This window comes from Ideonella flava, from assembly GCF_051857595.1.
Lineage (GTDB): Bacteria > Pseudomonadota > Gammaproteobacteria > Burkholderiales > Burkholderiaceae_C > Ideonella.
This window is the reverse complement of the sequence record NZ_JBPZHD010000009.1, coordinates 177,761-191,135: the sequence shown is the minus strand read 5'-3', so window position 1 is coordinate 191,135 and position 13,375 is coordinate 177,761. Positions and strand designations below refer to the sequence as shown.

General features: G+C 63.7%; 16 protein-coding genes and 1 pseudogene. 1 reads left to right on the top strand and 16 read right to left on the bottom strand.

Translation table 11 applies throughout. The features are described from left to right. Positions 1–123 precede the first annotated feature (123 nt). From ACS5PM_RS20485 to ACS5PM_RS20475, 3 genes are all read right to left on the bottom strand, one after another. Entirely contained in the window at positions 124–1,332 is a 1,209-nt protein-coding gene (locus ACS5PM_RS20485) for a YcaO-like family protein (RefSeq protein ID WP_439389537.1), read from the bottom strand. Continuing rightward, the gene (locus ACS5PM_RS20480) at positions 1,329–1,640 is read right to left on the bottom strand and encodes a hypothetical protein (RefSeq protein WP_439389536.1); all 312 of its coding nucleotides are present in this window, start codon (positions 1,638–1,640) and stop codon (positions 1,329–1,331) included. The genes ACS5PM_RS20485 and ACS5PM_RS20480 overlap by 4 nt, the downstream gene beginning before the upstream one ends. A gap of 106 nt (positions 1,641–1,746) precedes the next feature. Then, positions 1,747–2,355 carry a helix-turn-helix transcriptional regulator gene (locus tag ACS5PM_RS20475; protein WP_439389535.1) on the bottom strand — a complete coding sequence of 203 codons (609 nt, stop codon included), beginning with the start codon at positions 2,353–2,355 and terminating at the stop codon, positions 1,747–1,749. 229 nt (positions 2,356–2,584) lie between these two features. On the opposite strand from ACS5PM_RS20475, the gene ACS5PM_RS20470 reads away from it, so the two are divergent. Continuing rightward, a complete protein-coding gene (locus tag ACS5PM_RS20470; RefSeq protein ID WP_439389534.1) occupies positions 2,585–3,538 on the top strand; it encodes a peptidoglycan-binding domain-containing protein in 954 nt (317 codons plus the stop codon). 756 nt (positions 3,539–4,294) lie between these two features. Here the strand turns inward: ACS5PM_RS20470 and ACS5PM_RS20465 are convergent. From ACS5PM_RS20465 to ACS5PM_RS20405, 13 genes and pseudogenes are all read right to left on the bottom strand, one after another. Further along, positions 4,295–4,789: pseudogene (locus ACS5PM_RS20465) on the bottom strand (phage major tail tube protein); the annotation flags it as partial. A gap of 122 nt (positions 4,790–4,911) precedes the next feature. After that, positions 4,912–5,469 carry a baseplate assembly protein gene (locus ACS5PM_RS20460; RefSeq protein ID WP_439389532.1) on the bottom strand — a complete coding sequence of 186 codons (558 nt, stop codon included), beginning with the start codon at positions 5,467–5,469 and terminating at the stop codon, positions 4,912–4,914. Then, positions 5,466–5,837: a GPW/gp25 family protein gene (locus ACS5PM_RS20455; RefSeq protein ID WP_439389531.1), complete on the bottom strand. Its 372-nt coding sequence runs from the start codon at positions 5,835–5,837 to the stop codon at positions 5,466–5,468. Before ACS5PM_RS20455 ends, ACS5PM_RS20460 begins: the two co-directional genes overlap by 4 nt. Further along, a complete protein-coding gene (locus ACS5PM_RS20450; RefSeq protein ID WP_439389746.1) occupies positions 5,834–6,370 on the bottom strand; it encodes a phage baseplate assembly protein V in 537 nt (178 codons plus the stop codon). Before ACS5PM_RS20450 ends, ACS5PM_RS20455 begins: the two co-directional genes overlap by 4 nt. 565 nt (positions 6,371–6,935) lie before the next feature. Next, the gene (locus tag ACS5PM_RS20445) at positions 6,936–7,763 is read right to left on the bottom strand and encodes a GIY-YIG nuclease family protein (protein WP_439389530.1); all 828 of its coding nucleotides are present in this window, start codon (positions 7,761–7,763) and stop codon (positions 6,936–6,938) included. A gap of 62 nt (positions 7,764–7,825) precedes the next feature. Further along, positions 7,826–8,107 carry a hypothetical protein gene (locus ACS5PM_RS20440; protein WP_439389529.1) on the bottom strand — a complete coding sequence of 94 codons (282 nt, stop codon included), beginning with the start codon at positions 8,105–8,107 and terminating at the stop codon, positions 7,826–7,828. Between the two features lie 51 nt (positions 8,108–8,158). Continuing rightward, positions 8,159–9,019 carry a hypothetical protein gene (locus tag ACS5PM_RS20435; protein WP_439389528.1) on the bottom strand — a complete coding sequence of 287 codons (861 nt, stop codon included), beginning with the start codon at positions 9,017–9,019 and terminating at the stop codon, positions 8,159–8,161. Between the two features lie 75 nt (positions 9,020–9,094). Continuing rightward, a complete protein-coding gene (locus ACS5PM_RS20430) occupies positions 9,095–9,598 on the bottom strand; it encodes a hypothetical protein (RefSeq protein ID WP_439389527.1) in 504 nt (167 codons plus the stop codon). Between the two features lie 756 nt (positions 9,599–10,354). Next, a complete protein-coding gene (locus ACS5PM_RS20425) occupies positions 10,355–10,762 on the bottom strand; it encodes a hypothetical protein (protein ID WP_439389526.1) in 408 nt (135 codons plus the stop codon). Positions 10,763–11,101: 339 nt separating this feature from the next. After that, positions 11,102–11,554 (bottom strand): phage virion morphogenesis protein, encoded by a 453-nt coding sequence (locus ACS5PM_RS20420; RefSeq protein WP_439389745.1) that lies wholly within the window; start codon positions 11,552–11,554, stop codon positions 11,102–11,104. 36 nt (positions 11,555–11,590) lie between these two features. Then, positions 11,591–12,112, bottom strand: a complete 522-nt coding sequence (locus ACS5PM_RS20415; protein ID WP_439389525.1) for a phage tail protein — start codon at positions 12,110–12,112, stop codon at positions 11,591–11,593. A 12-nt stretch (positions 12,113–12,124) separates the two neighbouring features. After that, complete coding sequence (locus ACS5PM_RS20410) at positions 12,125–12,598, bottom strand: hypothetical protein (RefSeq protein WP_439389524.1); 474 nt, start codon at positions 12,596–12,598, stop codon at positions 12,125–12,127. A gap of 26 nt (positions 12,599–12,624) precedes the next feature. Continuing rightward, on the bottom strand, positions 12,625–13,374 hold the full coding sequence (locus tag ACS5PM_RS20405) for a hypothetical protein (protein WP_439389523.1): 750 nt from the start codon (positions 13,372–13,374) through the stop codon (positions 12,625–12,627). Position 13,375 lies beyond the last annotated feature (1 nt).

Genomic DNA, 13,375 nt, shown 5'->3' with positions numbered 1-13,375 from the left:
GGGCTCCCGCGAGCCGCCAAATGCGATCAATCGACGCGTTGATCATTCGATTTCGCTCACCGGACGGCTAGTCGACATCGCGACGTGCTGGATGGCGAGTTGTTCAGACTTTCCCTAGTTGAGTCAATCCTGGCGGGCCGAGAGCTCCAGCAGACGCGGCCCGGCGCGCCGGTCAGAGCCCAGGACATTCTCGCAACCCGGCACGACGACCTTCACCACATGCAGCCCCGCATTCGCGGCGGCCAAGGCCTCGCTGCGCATGATGAAGCGGAAGGCATGGGGAAAGCCCCGCGATGGCAGGCGGCTCAGCAGGCATTCGAGCGCATCGTCGACGGTGTCGACTTCCTGATGCGGGACATCCTGGAAACTCACGGTCGCGGCCTGGCCGGCAAAGTCCCGAAGGAACTTCCGCAGGGATCGGCCTGAGGTCTCCGCGTCACGCAGGCGCCCGCGATACAACGGCGCCATGCCTGGCTGTGCGCTGTGAAGCGCACACAGGCGCGACTGCGCCGCCTCGCACACCGCGCGGGCGAGGGCGACCTGCCGATCGAAGTGAATGCCCCAGCCGCGCGCCAGCTCCGCCTGCAAGCCATCCGGCTCATGGAGCGTGGCCTCGAAACAGGGCAAGCCGAAATCACCCGGCAGGCAGCGCACGAAAAGCTGGACTCCCAGGCTCTTCCACCGCGCGGCCGATGTCGCCACGCATTCAGGCAGTGTCGCCGGGTCGACGCGGACCGCCGCGCTGCGCGCCAGGCCGAAAGTGATGGTGTCGCGCTCCAGTACTTCCAGCAGCCCGTGCAGGGTGGCCTCCTGCACGGTATTGCCCGACGCCAGGCCGTTCGAGGACCACCCGAACAGCGGGGGAGCCGCTTCTTCCGGCGGCGGCACCATCACCAATTCGGCCGGCAGCAAAGTCTCGGAGCCGCTCAGCAGGTCAGTGCAAGGCACCGCCATCGTCGCGCGATCCGGCTGCAGGTCGGTGCCAAGGTGGGGCGAGAAATCGGTGAGCGCGAGCCTATCCGGAAGGCGGGCCGCCAGCTCACCCAAGCGCAGGCAGTCATAGGCATACCCGGCGCTCACCCGCTCGGCCACGGCGCACTCGATGGCTTCCATCAGCGCGCTGGCATGCGCGTCCTCGGCGGTCATGCCCTTGCCCGCGTGAATGCGCGCCGTCAGCCCGCGCGGGCGCGCGCTGACGAACACCGGCAAGCCCAGTCGATCGAGCGAAGTGATCTCGGTGAGGTGCTCGATACCGAAGCTGCCCATGAAGGGCCGGCCAGCGGCCACGGTCTGGGCAGCGGGCCGGGAACGCAGGCTGGTGCCCGGCTTCAAGGCTGGCCGATGCAGGTTGCGTCGCAGGCAAACTTGGTGTCGTCGTTGAGATCCTGAAGAAGCTGCCCGAGGCGATGCAACTTGACCTTTTCGGCCTCGGGCGTCTCCGTGGCCGTGGGCGTCCGCCCCAGCATGATGTGCACCTGGAACCCTTGCTCGATCGATTTCTTGACGCTGTTCTTGCGAAGCTGGTTTTCAACCACGGCGCTCACCATGAGCACGCCGTTTTCCACCGACAACGCCGCCGGGTAGGGCATGCTGGGGTACGAAGTGAGACTCAGCAATGCATCCAGTTTGTCCGCCGCCACCTTGGCCTCCTTTCATGACGACCCGCCATTGGGCCGCGAGCGACTCTAGCAAGCGCCCATGGCCATTCCATCCTCAAGCCGGACGATGTGGCCATGGACAACTGGCCTAGGCGGCCCGCAGATACTCCGCGCCCGACATGGCGAGGCGAAGCGCCGTGCCGACAGGCGGGAGTTCCGCCGCGCGCAGCAGCAAGCCTTCGATGCTGCGAGCGCCGAGCTTGCTTCGAATGGACTGGATCTGCGTCCGCACCGTGCTCAGCGCGACCGCGTGTTGCTCGGCGATCTCGCGCGGCGACAACTCGTGAGTCAGCGCCGCCAGTACGCGGCTCTCGGCCAGCGTCAGGCCATGGCTGGCCGCTAGCATCTGCAGCCCGAGTTCAGAGCAGGGCTGCCTGCGGCCCAGCATGACCAGGACGCGATGGCCGTCCGAGCGCGGCGCGCCCAGCGGGCTGGTGGCGACCAGCAAGCGATCGTTGCCGCGGGCAATGGCCACCAGGCTGCGGCGTGATCGCTGCGCGGCCGTTTGCAGGGCCTCAGCCAGCGCCCCGATAGCGCCGTCGACTTGGCGCAGGAAGCCATTCGCTTGGATGATGAGCCTGGCCGACGCCAGCTCGCATCGGGCCGCTCGGTTGGCGAAGCGCATCAGGCCACTGGCTTGGCAGACGATCACGGCCAGGTCGATTTCGTCGAAGAGCTCGCTCGGCAGTTCACTCATCTCGCCTGGCGATGCGCCCATCGCGGCGATGGTAGGACGTTCGGGCGAAGTTTCGATCTTTAGGCAACTTTCCATTTGATCCTCCGAATGGTGAACATCGCGGCGCGGAGCTGTTGATTCGATGCACGGGCGACGGGAGGCACTGTGATCTGCGGCCCGCGGAAAGTCCCCCAAGTTCAACTAATAATTCCTAACAACCCCGGTGCGGGGCGCCTCCTACGGCGTGTGGATGGACCGCCTGGACGCCACCCCGCTTGCTGCGCTCTACTGCAAGAGTCGTCGCAACTGTCCTGGGGGCCAAAACATGCCGGATTGGTTTCTGGGAGCCGAGGAACTTCGGCGGGGTCGCCGAGATGTTTCGGGCTCGATGGGCCAGGTCTCCGGGCTGCAGGCGAAGCTGCGGGACATGCAGCTGCTTCAGCCGAACGAGCCGGTCACCCGAGGGCTGTTCGACGCCCATACCGAGTTGGCCGTGCGCCGCTTCCAGTGGTGCGCGGGCCATGTGCCGGGCGCGTTGTCGGCATCTGGCGCGTTTGTAGACAGGCCGTTGATGCCGTTGCAGGTCGACGGCGTGGTCGGTGAACGGACAGGGCGTGTGATGCAGGCGTTCTCAGAACATGGCTGGGCGCCAACAGGCCTGTTGGTGCGCCTTCGCATCGACCGGCTGCGGCACACCTGGCCCAACGCCGGGTTCACGGCGCTTCTGGGTGGCCATGCCGGCATCGGCTTGTGCGAACGCGAGTTTGCCGAGGTCATGCACGCCATGGACGCCGCGGCGCAGCGTCTCGGCCTCCACATCTTCGTGAACCAATTGTTCCGTGTCGAATGCGGTGACGACAGCCCTGCGATCGTGCGGCCGACCAGCTTTTCTTCGCACAAGATCGGCCGCGGCGTGGATCTTCAGCTCGGCGACTCCGCAACGCTGTTGGCGGGCACGAACCCGATGGACGCCCGGTACATGCAGCAAGCGGCCGATGGCACGCCCTTCGCGGAGTTTCGGGCGCATGCGAAAGCGGCGCTCGCCTGCCGCTATGGTGGTGACTTCGAGTCCATCGACTCGCCGCATTTCGACCGGCAGATCCTGCCTGCGGGCTCGCCCACTTGGCACATGCACTACTACTTCGACCAGCTCCACTATCGCCAGGCGCTGCTTAACGCTGATGCCGTTCCGGATGCCGCTTGAGTCAAACAATTCGTGCAGGATTCTGATACCCGCGTAAGGCTGGCATCAACCGGCGCGCCAGGCACGTCGGCAGCTGGATTTCGAGCGAACGCTCCACGCGGCGGGACAGTTGGTCTGTGCTTGGGAACGGTGGACGATCGATCCGCGCGCGACCATTGCCGGCTTGGTGGCGCTCGGAGAGTCATGACCTCACAGGGACAGTCAGTGGCCATGCGCCGCGGTTTCTCACTTTTGCAGCACTAACTTTCGCAGCAACTCTCGGTCATCTGCGGAGGTCTCCATTGGGGCGCTCAAGTGACCCCGGCCGCCATTTCAAACCGCTCCCACCTATGAAAGACCATAGGTAGGAGCGCGTGTGAAACGCACCGGTTAGGCCTTTTCGGCTTGCCGTTTCACGGCGCGTCAAGCGGCCTGGACGAGTTGCAGGCGTGGCCGCTGATGGTCCGTGCTGATGAACTTCCCGTAGGTCTGGAAGACCACAGTGACCTCGACGTGGCCGAGCTGCTGGGCCACGTACCAGGGGTTGGCACCCGGGCGGGTACCGTCGCCCGTGAGAAGGGCGCTGGCGAAGGTGTGGCGCAGCTAGAAGGGTTCCGGTAACTGACGCCGGCGCGCAACCACAGTGGTTGCCACATCGTCTTGCGCAGCTGGGCGTCGGTGCAGCTGGGCGTCGGCCTCCCAGGCCTTTCCGCTGCGCGAGTTCAGAAACCCGTGCTCGCCGGCCAGGAAGCTGAACGCCTTCTGCGCCTGCAGGGGGGATGCTTCCGGCCTCACGGCCTTCGGCAACAAGAAACCGGCCACCTCCGTGCCGAGCTGCAGCAGGTCGGCCGGGTCCATGCCGGCCACATCGACCTTGGTGAGCGGGGGCGTCGTGATGCGGGGTAGCACGGTTTGCAAGGCGCCCACGTCCATCTGCAGCAGGTCGGTCAGGTTGCCGCGCATGACGATCTCGGCCGGGATGATGGCCTCGGTGTCGTCGGCCTGCAGGGCCTGGGTCAGGCGCAGCATGACGCCGTCGATCTTGGCGACGCCGAACTGGCTGATGGCATCGGCCAGGTAGCCGGCGGCCGTCCACTCGATGGTGAGGGCCTCGAGGCCCTGGTCGATCTTGACGGTGCTGGGCATGCCGCCGGCGCGGTAATCCTCCATCTTGGTGACGAGCTTGGGCAGGGGGGCCTCGGGCACTTCGTCCAGGTAGGCATTGCCGTCGTTGAAGAGGACGAAGTTCTTGAGCTTCTTGGGCAGGGACATGGGGGCTCCGGGAAGGGCGCGCGGCTGGGCCGGCGTCATGCGAGGTCAGTGGCCACCGCCTCAGGCGGTGATACGGCTGACGAAGTCGGCCCAGGGGGTGTCGGTGATGCGCTGGCGCAGCGTCAGGTCCCGGCGACAGTGGCCAGCAGCTCGGGCGGTGCGGTGCCGATGCCCGCATAGGCGAGCACGTAGACGGTGACATAGCCTGGCGCCGGGCTGGAGGCGGCGGCGTCCTGGACCTCGGCCGAGGCGGTGCGCGCGTGGTACTCGTAGCTGGCCGCGCTGCCGGCGGTGCTGAAGCGCTCGAGCGACAGCAGGATGCGGATGCGGAAGTCCGTGTCGGCCTCCATCACGTCGTCCACCGGCGGGATGGCGTCCGGATCGCCCGGGGTGAGCACCAGGCGCGGGATGCCGTAGTTGCCGCCGATCTGGTCGAGGTCGGTCCCGGCCGCGTAGGCCAGCATGACCGCCTTGGACGCCTCGTTGATGCGCTGGCGCAGCAGCAGCTCGCGGTAGGCGACCACCTGCAGCAGGGCGGTGACCGGTTCGGATTCGAGCTCGAGCAGCTCAGCCAGGCCGGGCAGCCGGGCGATGGCATCGGCCTTCAGCTCGGCCAGGATAGTCTCGTAGCCGAGTGCGTCGATGATGGCTGGCGGGGCCAGCAGGGACAGGTCGATCATGCGGAGGCCTGCAGGTGGATCGGAAGGCGCAGCGCGAGCAACTGCTGAGGGCCATCCGGCGGCACATAGGTGCCCTCCAGCACCAGCTCGGCCGTGCCCGGGGTGGCGCCACTGGCGAGCTGTACGCGGCTGATGCGAAGCCGCGGCTCCCACCGCATCAGTGCGCCGGCAACGGCCGCGAACAGGCGCACGCGGGTGGTGGGGTTGTCGGGCTGGTCGATCAGCTCGGGCAGCAGGCTGCCGAAGCTGCGGCGCATGACGCGCGAGCCGACCGGGGTGAAGAGGATGGTGGCGATGGCCTGGCGCAGGTGGGCCATGTCCGACAGCGCGGCGCCGGAGGTCGCGCTCATGCCGATGGCGGTGCTCATTGCGGCGGATCCGTCAGCGAATTGCCCCGGTCGATGCCGGGGTGCTTGTGGCCGATGAGGCTGATGCCGCCGGCGGTGACGTCGCCGGTGGCGTCCATGTGGCCGTTGAGCTGGATCGGGCCGTTCCAGGTGGTGGCGTCGGCGTTGACGGTGAGCTGTTCGACGTTGATCGTGCCGCTGGTGGCTGTGACCGTGAAGCTGCTACCGGACGGCAGCACGGCGCTGAGGGCGTGGCTGGCGTGGTCGTAGGTCAGCACCGCGCCGTCGGGGTAGTGGGTGGTATGCACCGAGGCACTGCTGCTCGGCGCCGCGGCGCTGGTGCTGTAGAGGCCGACGATGGCGACCGCTGCAGCAGTGTCGCCACCGGGGCTCAGCAGCAGGCATTGCTCGCCGATGGTGGGCGGGCTCCATTGCAACGTCTCGCCGGCGCGCTGGGCGAACCAGGGCACCCAGTTACTGAGCAGCTCGCCGGACTTCACGCGACAGCGCGCCGCGCCTAGGTCTACCTCGGCGAGGGTGCCGTAGCGCAGCAGCTGCTCGAGGGCGACGGATTAGTTCAGTGACGGTGGCGCCATGCATGCCGGCATGGTGCCGGCGTGCCTCGCGCGAGGCACGTTCGTGCCGGTCGGTAGGCGGTGTGCAGACCTCCTAGTTTCCGTCGATCATGAGCAATGCAGTGGCACGACGGCCAACCTTCGACATAAGGGGGCCGCAAGCGGATGAGCCCGCTCATGGCTGATCCCTTTATGAAGGGTTATGCCTCGGATGCAGTGTCTCGTTTGCGCTGCGCACGTGCGCTGACATAGGCTTCTCGAGTAATGCCACGCCAGAAACCAACAGTAAGTTGATGCGCCAAGCGGTCTGCGGCCCACCACTTTGCTCCATCCCAGTGACACCGCGTAATGTCTGCACCTTTCCACGCACAGATCTCGTAGGTGCCCTTTCGCTCGGGCAGTTGTCTCGCGTACAGGAACCAGGTTGTTCGTTGGAGACCATCAGCCGTGTAGTCGAAGTGATGCATTTCCTTCACATGACTACCTCCGTGTTGAAGTCTCGGCGTCTCGATACTTGGTTCAATGAACGCGTTGGCCTCGTGGGTTAGGCCGCATTCGCAGGGCGCCGAATGACAAGGGGCCTCGGGCGAAGTTGGTATCGTTCGAGTAGGCTCCTTGCGGTGGCGGGAGACAAATGCTTCAGAGTGGCCGAGGAAAGGACCTTGTCCGTGGGCGACAACGATCGTGCAAGCAACAGTTGGTAGGCCTCCTTTTTGAGACCATCTGGTGCAATGTCAATCCCGTCGACGGTCAAGAACGCCATTGCAATGTGCTCCCAAATCTTCAGTTCGCGTTCGGGCTCTTCGTCTCGGGTGAAGCTCTCCAGCCACGCCTTGTCTTCAATTCCTGTCACCTTCTTCAGGTTCATGTGAAGGATCCGTGCGCGATCGATCTGCTCCTCCGTCGGGGTACTTGCGCCAACTGGGCTCTCGCGCAGAAGACTCAGTGACAGCCAGTGGATGGGTTGTCCGTCGGACGCGTCCGCTTCTGCGTCGACAACTGTCCCTGGCAGACTGGTCGGGCCGCCCGCTGGGGGGAAGTTGAGCTGTTCGGGAGGCAATAGGCCCAGCTCCGCGTTAATACTTGCGCACGTTTCGCGGGCGATTGCTCCCGCAACCGCGGGCGACAGTCGAAAGAACTCGCGCCGGCCGTTCAACCGGTATGCGCGAAGGCGCTTGTGGACAAGCTTCTCCGCCAGTTTGCAGTCTCCAACTGTGTAGGCAACCGCGATGTCGAACGGCATTGGGACTCCGGTCGCTCCCGAGTAAATCTCTCGAGCCCGCACATCAGGAGATCTTTTAGAGAGCCCGATCTTCACCACATAGGGGCCATATGCTCTGTTCTGAAGAACGTAGATGTGTCCGGGAACCATTGTGCGCTTGCGAATGGAACTTGGCTGACGTACTGGGAATTGGCAAGAGTGCACGGCGAAACCTAGGGCCTCGTGCTGCGACAGAACGAGCGGCTTCCGTCGCGTTTGTACTCGAGCGCGCCTCTATCCTCCAGCATTCGCGCGAGGATGGCAAACAGCCAACCTTTTTCGCCATGTTGCTCAGACGACTTTGGGTAGGGCACAAAGTTGAGCTGCAGCGACTCTTTGACCTCAACCGCGGGAACCCAGCGACCGGCATGCAGCGACTCGCGCTCGCGGACGAAGGCGAGGACCTCGTTCGCACATTCGTGCAGCAGGAAGTGAATTCGGTCTTTGTGATTCATGTACCTATCCCGGACATTTGCTACCTACCTTGGTGCCGGTTGACTGAGGGGTTAGGTACCCTTGATCACACGGGTGATGGCCTCGTGAGGAAAGACTCGGTTCCAGAAAGCTTCGTCACTCGCTACGCGCTCAAGCAATGAGCGTGCTGCGGATTTTGTGCATATGTGCAAGTGCGACGCAGTGTAAGCAACACTCATCGGCTTCCAATACTCTTGACCAACATACAGAAGTGCTTGATCAATCTGCCGAGGATCGGATTGGAGAACTCCCTCGTCTGAATAGTCGGCAACCCACAGGGTGTCGTCAGAAACGACAAGGACTGGTTGCACAAACGTGATGCAAACGCCCTGCTCAGAAGTCTTGTAGTGACGCACTGCGTTGATTACTAAGTCGCTTGCGGACGCGAGTGCCTGCGTCCACTTCTCGTAGACCTCGGCATCGGCAGACACAAAGTCACCCCTGTCGTTTTTGCCAATTTGGGCGGTCGACTTGCCTACGTACTCGCCCGGAGGATAGAGTGATTCGATTCCGCGGACCGTCGCCACATCTGCTGGTACCAGAGGGCCCATTGCAAAGTTGCTTGTCCTCGGCTTGCGCGAGTAGATGAACTGATGAAAACTCTCCGCTTCGACGCGACCGATGCGAGAGAGCAGTAGCGGATAGGATGGGCGAAGGCTCTTGCACTCGATCGCGAGATCGATTCTGCGATTGCTCTTGAGAAGCGACGCACGCACGTCGTATTGACGAGTCTTCTTGCTCACCGGATCTTCGTATGCGCCGCCGTGCGTTGCCTGGAGACCGAGGGCCCTGGCTTGGCTATAGACAAATAACTCCAACGCAAAGTCATCGCGCGTCGCCAAGTAGTCGGCCACATCCGAGGCGGTGATCGCATCATCTCGTAGCTTTGCCATCTGGTGCCTAACGTTCGAGGTAAGTGACAAATTGCGGCCCGCCGCAATTTGTCCCCTTGACTGATGGGTTAGGCCTCATGTGGACTTCGATGCAGACTTTGCAGCGAGAATCAGCTTCATGAGCCTCCGCGAAGGCTGAAGTACCGCAGCTGCCTCGGCCTCGATTTTGCCTGTGTTGGTGTACTCGGCTACAGCTGCCGCATGCTCCTCTATAAATGCGAGGAGATCTGCGGAGCTCTTTCCTTTCGAGCCTGCGGTAGCCAGAGCTTCGCGCGATTCTTCAAGCAGCTTCAGCGCGACATTGCACTGCTCGACAAGAAAGTTTGCCTGCTTGACTGCAATCTGCGCCTCTGTGGCTTTTGAATCTTCCGCGTCATCACGAAGATCCTGCGCTTGAACCTTAACGCGTAGCCAGGCAGCCTCGCCATTGAGGATGGCGGCCAGCACCTCTTGCTTTCTTTGGGCATACGCGAGAGATCGAACGTCTCCTTCCGTTGCCACGGCGCGATATAGGTTGTACAGGCTCAGCGCGAATGCGAGAGTGCCGACCACAGCAGGAAGCACTTTGGTCCAGTCCATGATTTCCCTTCGAGACAAGAACCGATCATCGACTTCACGAGCCTGCAGTATGAGGCCTAACGTTCGACGTAAGGGGCTGGCCGCAGGCCAGTCCCCTTGACGGAGGGGTTAGAGCTCACCGCCTGAGTGGGCACGCGTGGTGCGGTGCACCGGCGAACATTGGCCTTGGGTACGCCGCAGCTACGAAGCTCGGAGAGCAGGCTCATGCTACTGAGCTCTTGAACTGCGATAGCGAATGCCGCCGGTGAAGCGAGCTAGCAGATTGAAGAGCCAGCACAAGAGCAAGACGGCGACGAAGCACATAGCAATGGTGGCTACCCATGCTGTGACGAGCAACACGACACCTTGAGGATCGCGTGTGGGAGGTGCTGGATCGAAGAACTGAAAGAACTTGACGACTCCGATGACGAGCAAGGAACCGACTTTCTTGGGTGCCTAACGCTTTACATGTGGGGCGTCTTGCAGACGGCGAAGCCGGCTGTAAGACGTCCCCTCTGTGGAAGGGTTGAGCGTCATTCCGCCGCTGTAGGGGCGGTGTGCGAACTTCAGGGTTGCTTCTTGCCAAAGTAATAGCCGATGATCAACCCTACGATGCCGGAATAGAGAGACCAATAGGTCTTTAGATGCTCCGTGTACTCACTAGGTGGAATGCCCCGGAGGATGGGGACGAGGACGACCAGTGAGCTCGTAGCCAAGAAGGACCCGACCACCATCAAACTAAGAACAGAAGTGACCTTTTCTGTGTTCATGTGTTCCTCACTTCGTTTCAATCGTTGCCTGGACTGCGCGGGCAACCTTCTCGAACTGTGGTTCCGCGGCGCCAAATTCCTCAACTCGCTGCCATCCCCAGTAGATGTTCCGTCTTTCTTGATGAACGACCTTGAGCGTGACTTCCGTCTTAGTGCTGTTGGGGACTGGTGCTGTCTCAATAACGATGTACAAGATGCTGTCCCATCTAGAGCCGAAAGGCCAGATGCCTTCGTAACGTCCCGGAAAGACTGTGGCCGCAGATAGTTTGTTGCTCGCGGATCGCGAGACTACGGCGGAGAAAGGGGGGGCCTGCAGTGCAGTCATGGCTCGCTGAAGCAATTCATCGGAAGGCATCTGATACTGCCCTTGCCATGTTCGGGTGTCGTCGTAGGAAATGATCTTCTTGTACAGCACCGTTTCGCATCCTGACAATGTCAGCGAGACCAGGAGCAAGAAAAGACATTTCGACAATGTGCTCATAGTCCGTCCCTGTGAGCCTGTGATATTTGAGTGATGAGCAACGTACTTTGCAACGTACATCAGCGGCAATGGCGTGGCATCGAGAAAAGTGATGACGCCCAACGTAAATTAGACGTCACGCCCTGGATGCGAGGATCCCGAACAAGTGATGTTGTTGCCATAGGTGGATGCTTCGCCGCAAACGAACCTGCTCTGAAGGGGCAACGTCACGCTGCCACCGCGGAGAGCGCCTGCATCATTACCTCCTCGGCCGGCCAGGGCAGGCAGAGAATGCTACTGGACGGTTCGGAGACTCTGCAACACCTGGTCCTGCAGCCACTCGAGATCGCCGGCGGAGAGTCCGAGCAGTTGACGCGTCGGGTAGCGGATCTCCGGCCCACCAGGCTGGGGCTGGTCGAGCAGGCCGTACTGGTGCACCGAGGCGATGCGCGCGCTGCGCCCGGCGATCTCGATCGTGGCCGCGTCCCCGCTGGCGCGCGCCTTCAGGTGCTTCGTGGTGCGCAGCTTGGCGAACATGGACTGCACCCGTTTGCGCTCTCGACGGTGGTGGCCCGGCGTGGCCGCGGCGTGCCGCACGCGCTGCGGAGCTCGGGGCTTGTACGCGCTCCCATCGGGTTTGCGTTGAGCGGCGATGCGCTCGGACTGGCGGCGCCTGAGACCGGTGGCCAGGCGGCGAGCCAGCTGGCGGACCTGGCGAGGCTCAAGCTGAGCCAGCAGCGGCTCCAGCCAGGTCTCGAGGAGGGGTGGTGTCCACGATGTGGCCTACGCGCGCACCGGGACAATATCCCAGGTGGCGATGAGCTCGTCGCGCTCGTAGATCTCCCAGTGTTCGGCCTGGTCAACCACGCCGAGACGAGCAGGCTCGCCGACGTGCCGAACATCCCACCGCTCGAAGGTCGTGACGGGATCCGGTTCGGCGCCAGCCGGTCGCCTGCCAACGATGACCCGCTCGGTCAGATCCACCTCGATGGACAGGTCGACGGCTTGGCGGTTGAGGTACTCGGCCTCGAAGCGCACGCTCTTGTCGCGCAGCTCGGGGTTGTCGGCGACCTCGGGCTGGTTCGCGCGCAGCCAAGCCAGCAGCGGGACCATGATCGCGTCGGGGTGGCCGGCGAAATCGAGTGCAACGAGCTGCACGGTGTAGCGGTACTCGAAGCTCAGCGAGGGGCCGCCAGCGGCCACGATGCGGCCAGACCGCACCAGCATGCTGAGTTGATCCGGCGACGTCCGAAAGGCCGGCACGGCAGCACTGAGGTGATCGAACAGGCTTTGCGGCTTGAGCATGGGCGCGTTGGACTATCGCGTTTCCCCTACGGCGGCACGGGCGGCGTCGTAGGCGGCAATGCAGTGGTTGAGTTCGATGATGGCGGTGTCGCCGTCGGCGGCGATTCCGTCCAGAGCGAGTGCAGTCTCTGGCGCAAGTTCGGCTCGCGCGGTTTGATCTGCAGCGCTGGTGCCTCCACCGGCGGCGGGCAGGCAAGCGGTGGCGGGGACTGACACGCGCACAGCGCCAGTGCGCAGGCGAGCAGCCAGGTCGTGCTTCGAGCGTTCAAGGTCGGCGATCTCCTGTTGATGGCGGGTGCTGTCGGCGTTGATGCGGTCGCGCAGAGCCCTCTCAGCGTTGCGATGGCGCTCGAACTGGGCTGCCAGGCCTGCGGCCGCATTGGCCTCGATGCGGGCTTGGCGCGCCTCGCAGGCCTGGTTGGCGCGGCCACTGGCGCCAAGCCACGCGATCGCCGCGGCGCAGGCCATGGCGGCCAGCAGCATCAAGGGGGTGCGCAGTACTTCATGCATGCTCAACCCTCCAAGGCGAAGCTGTAGCCCAGCACGGCGAACGAATCGAGCGTGTTGGCGCCGCTGATCGTGACGGTGCCGGTCATCTTGGCGGCCGTGTTCACGTTGGTCGTGCGGTCGGCGCCGTTGGTGGCTTGGGCGTTCTGGCCGGTGTTGATCAAGGTGTAGAACGTCGTGGTCGACGCGCCGAACCGGGCCGACTGGTGGATCTGCGCCAGCAGGGCGTCGGTGGCGGCCATGGACGCTTGGTAGATGGATGAGTCGGCCGTGGTGCCCGCCGTGCCAAGGCGAATGGCCAAGGTGGCCGTGCCGTTGGCGCCCGTGCGGGCAACATCTGCCTGTGCAACGACGCGCGAGTTCGGGGCGATGAGGTCGGCTGGGAACTCCGGCGCCTTGGGCAGCGCGAACACGCCCGACGCCACACCGGTGAGCGATGCGAGAGGCGCGGCCAGCGTGCCGAAGCGCTGAACGATGATCTGCCGACCGTTGCGCGGCCGCCAGTAGGTGCCGTCCGCCACGAGCCAGATGCCACGTTCGCCGATGTCCCAGGCGAAGGCCTCGGCGCCTGGGATGGCCTTGAGGTAGTCGTAGGCGTTGAGGTCGGTCCACTGCCCGTAGGCGGGCTCGACGCAGATGTCGAAGCCGGCCGCGCGGCCGCCATGGGCCTGGGCGAACATGATTCCGCTGCGCGCGGCGTCGCGCCAGTAGGTGACCAGGCCCTTCTTCTCGTACTCGTAGAGCTGCTTGCGCATG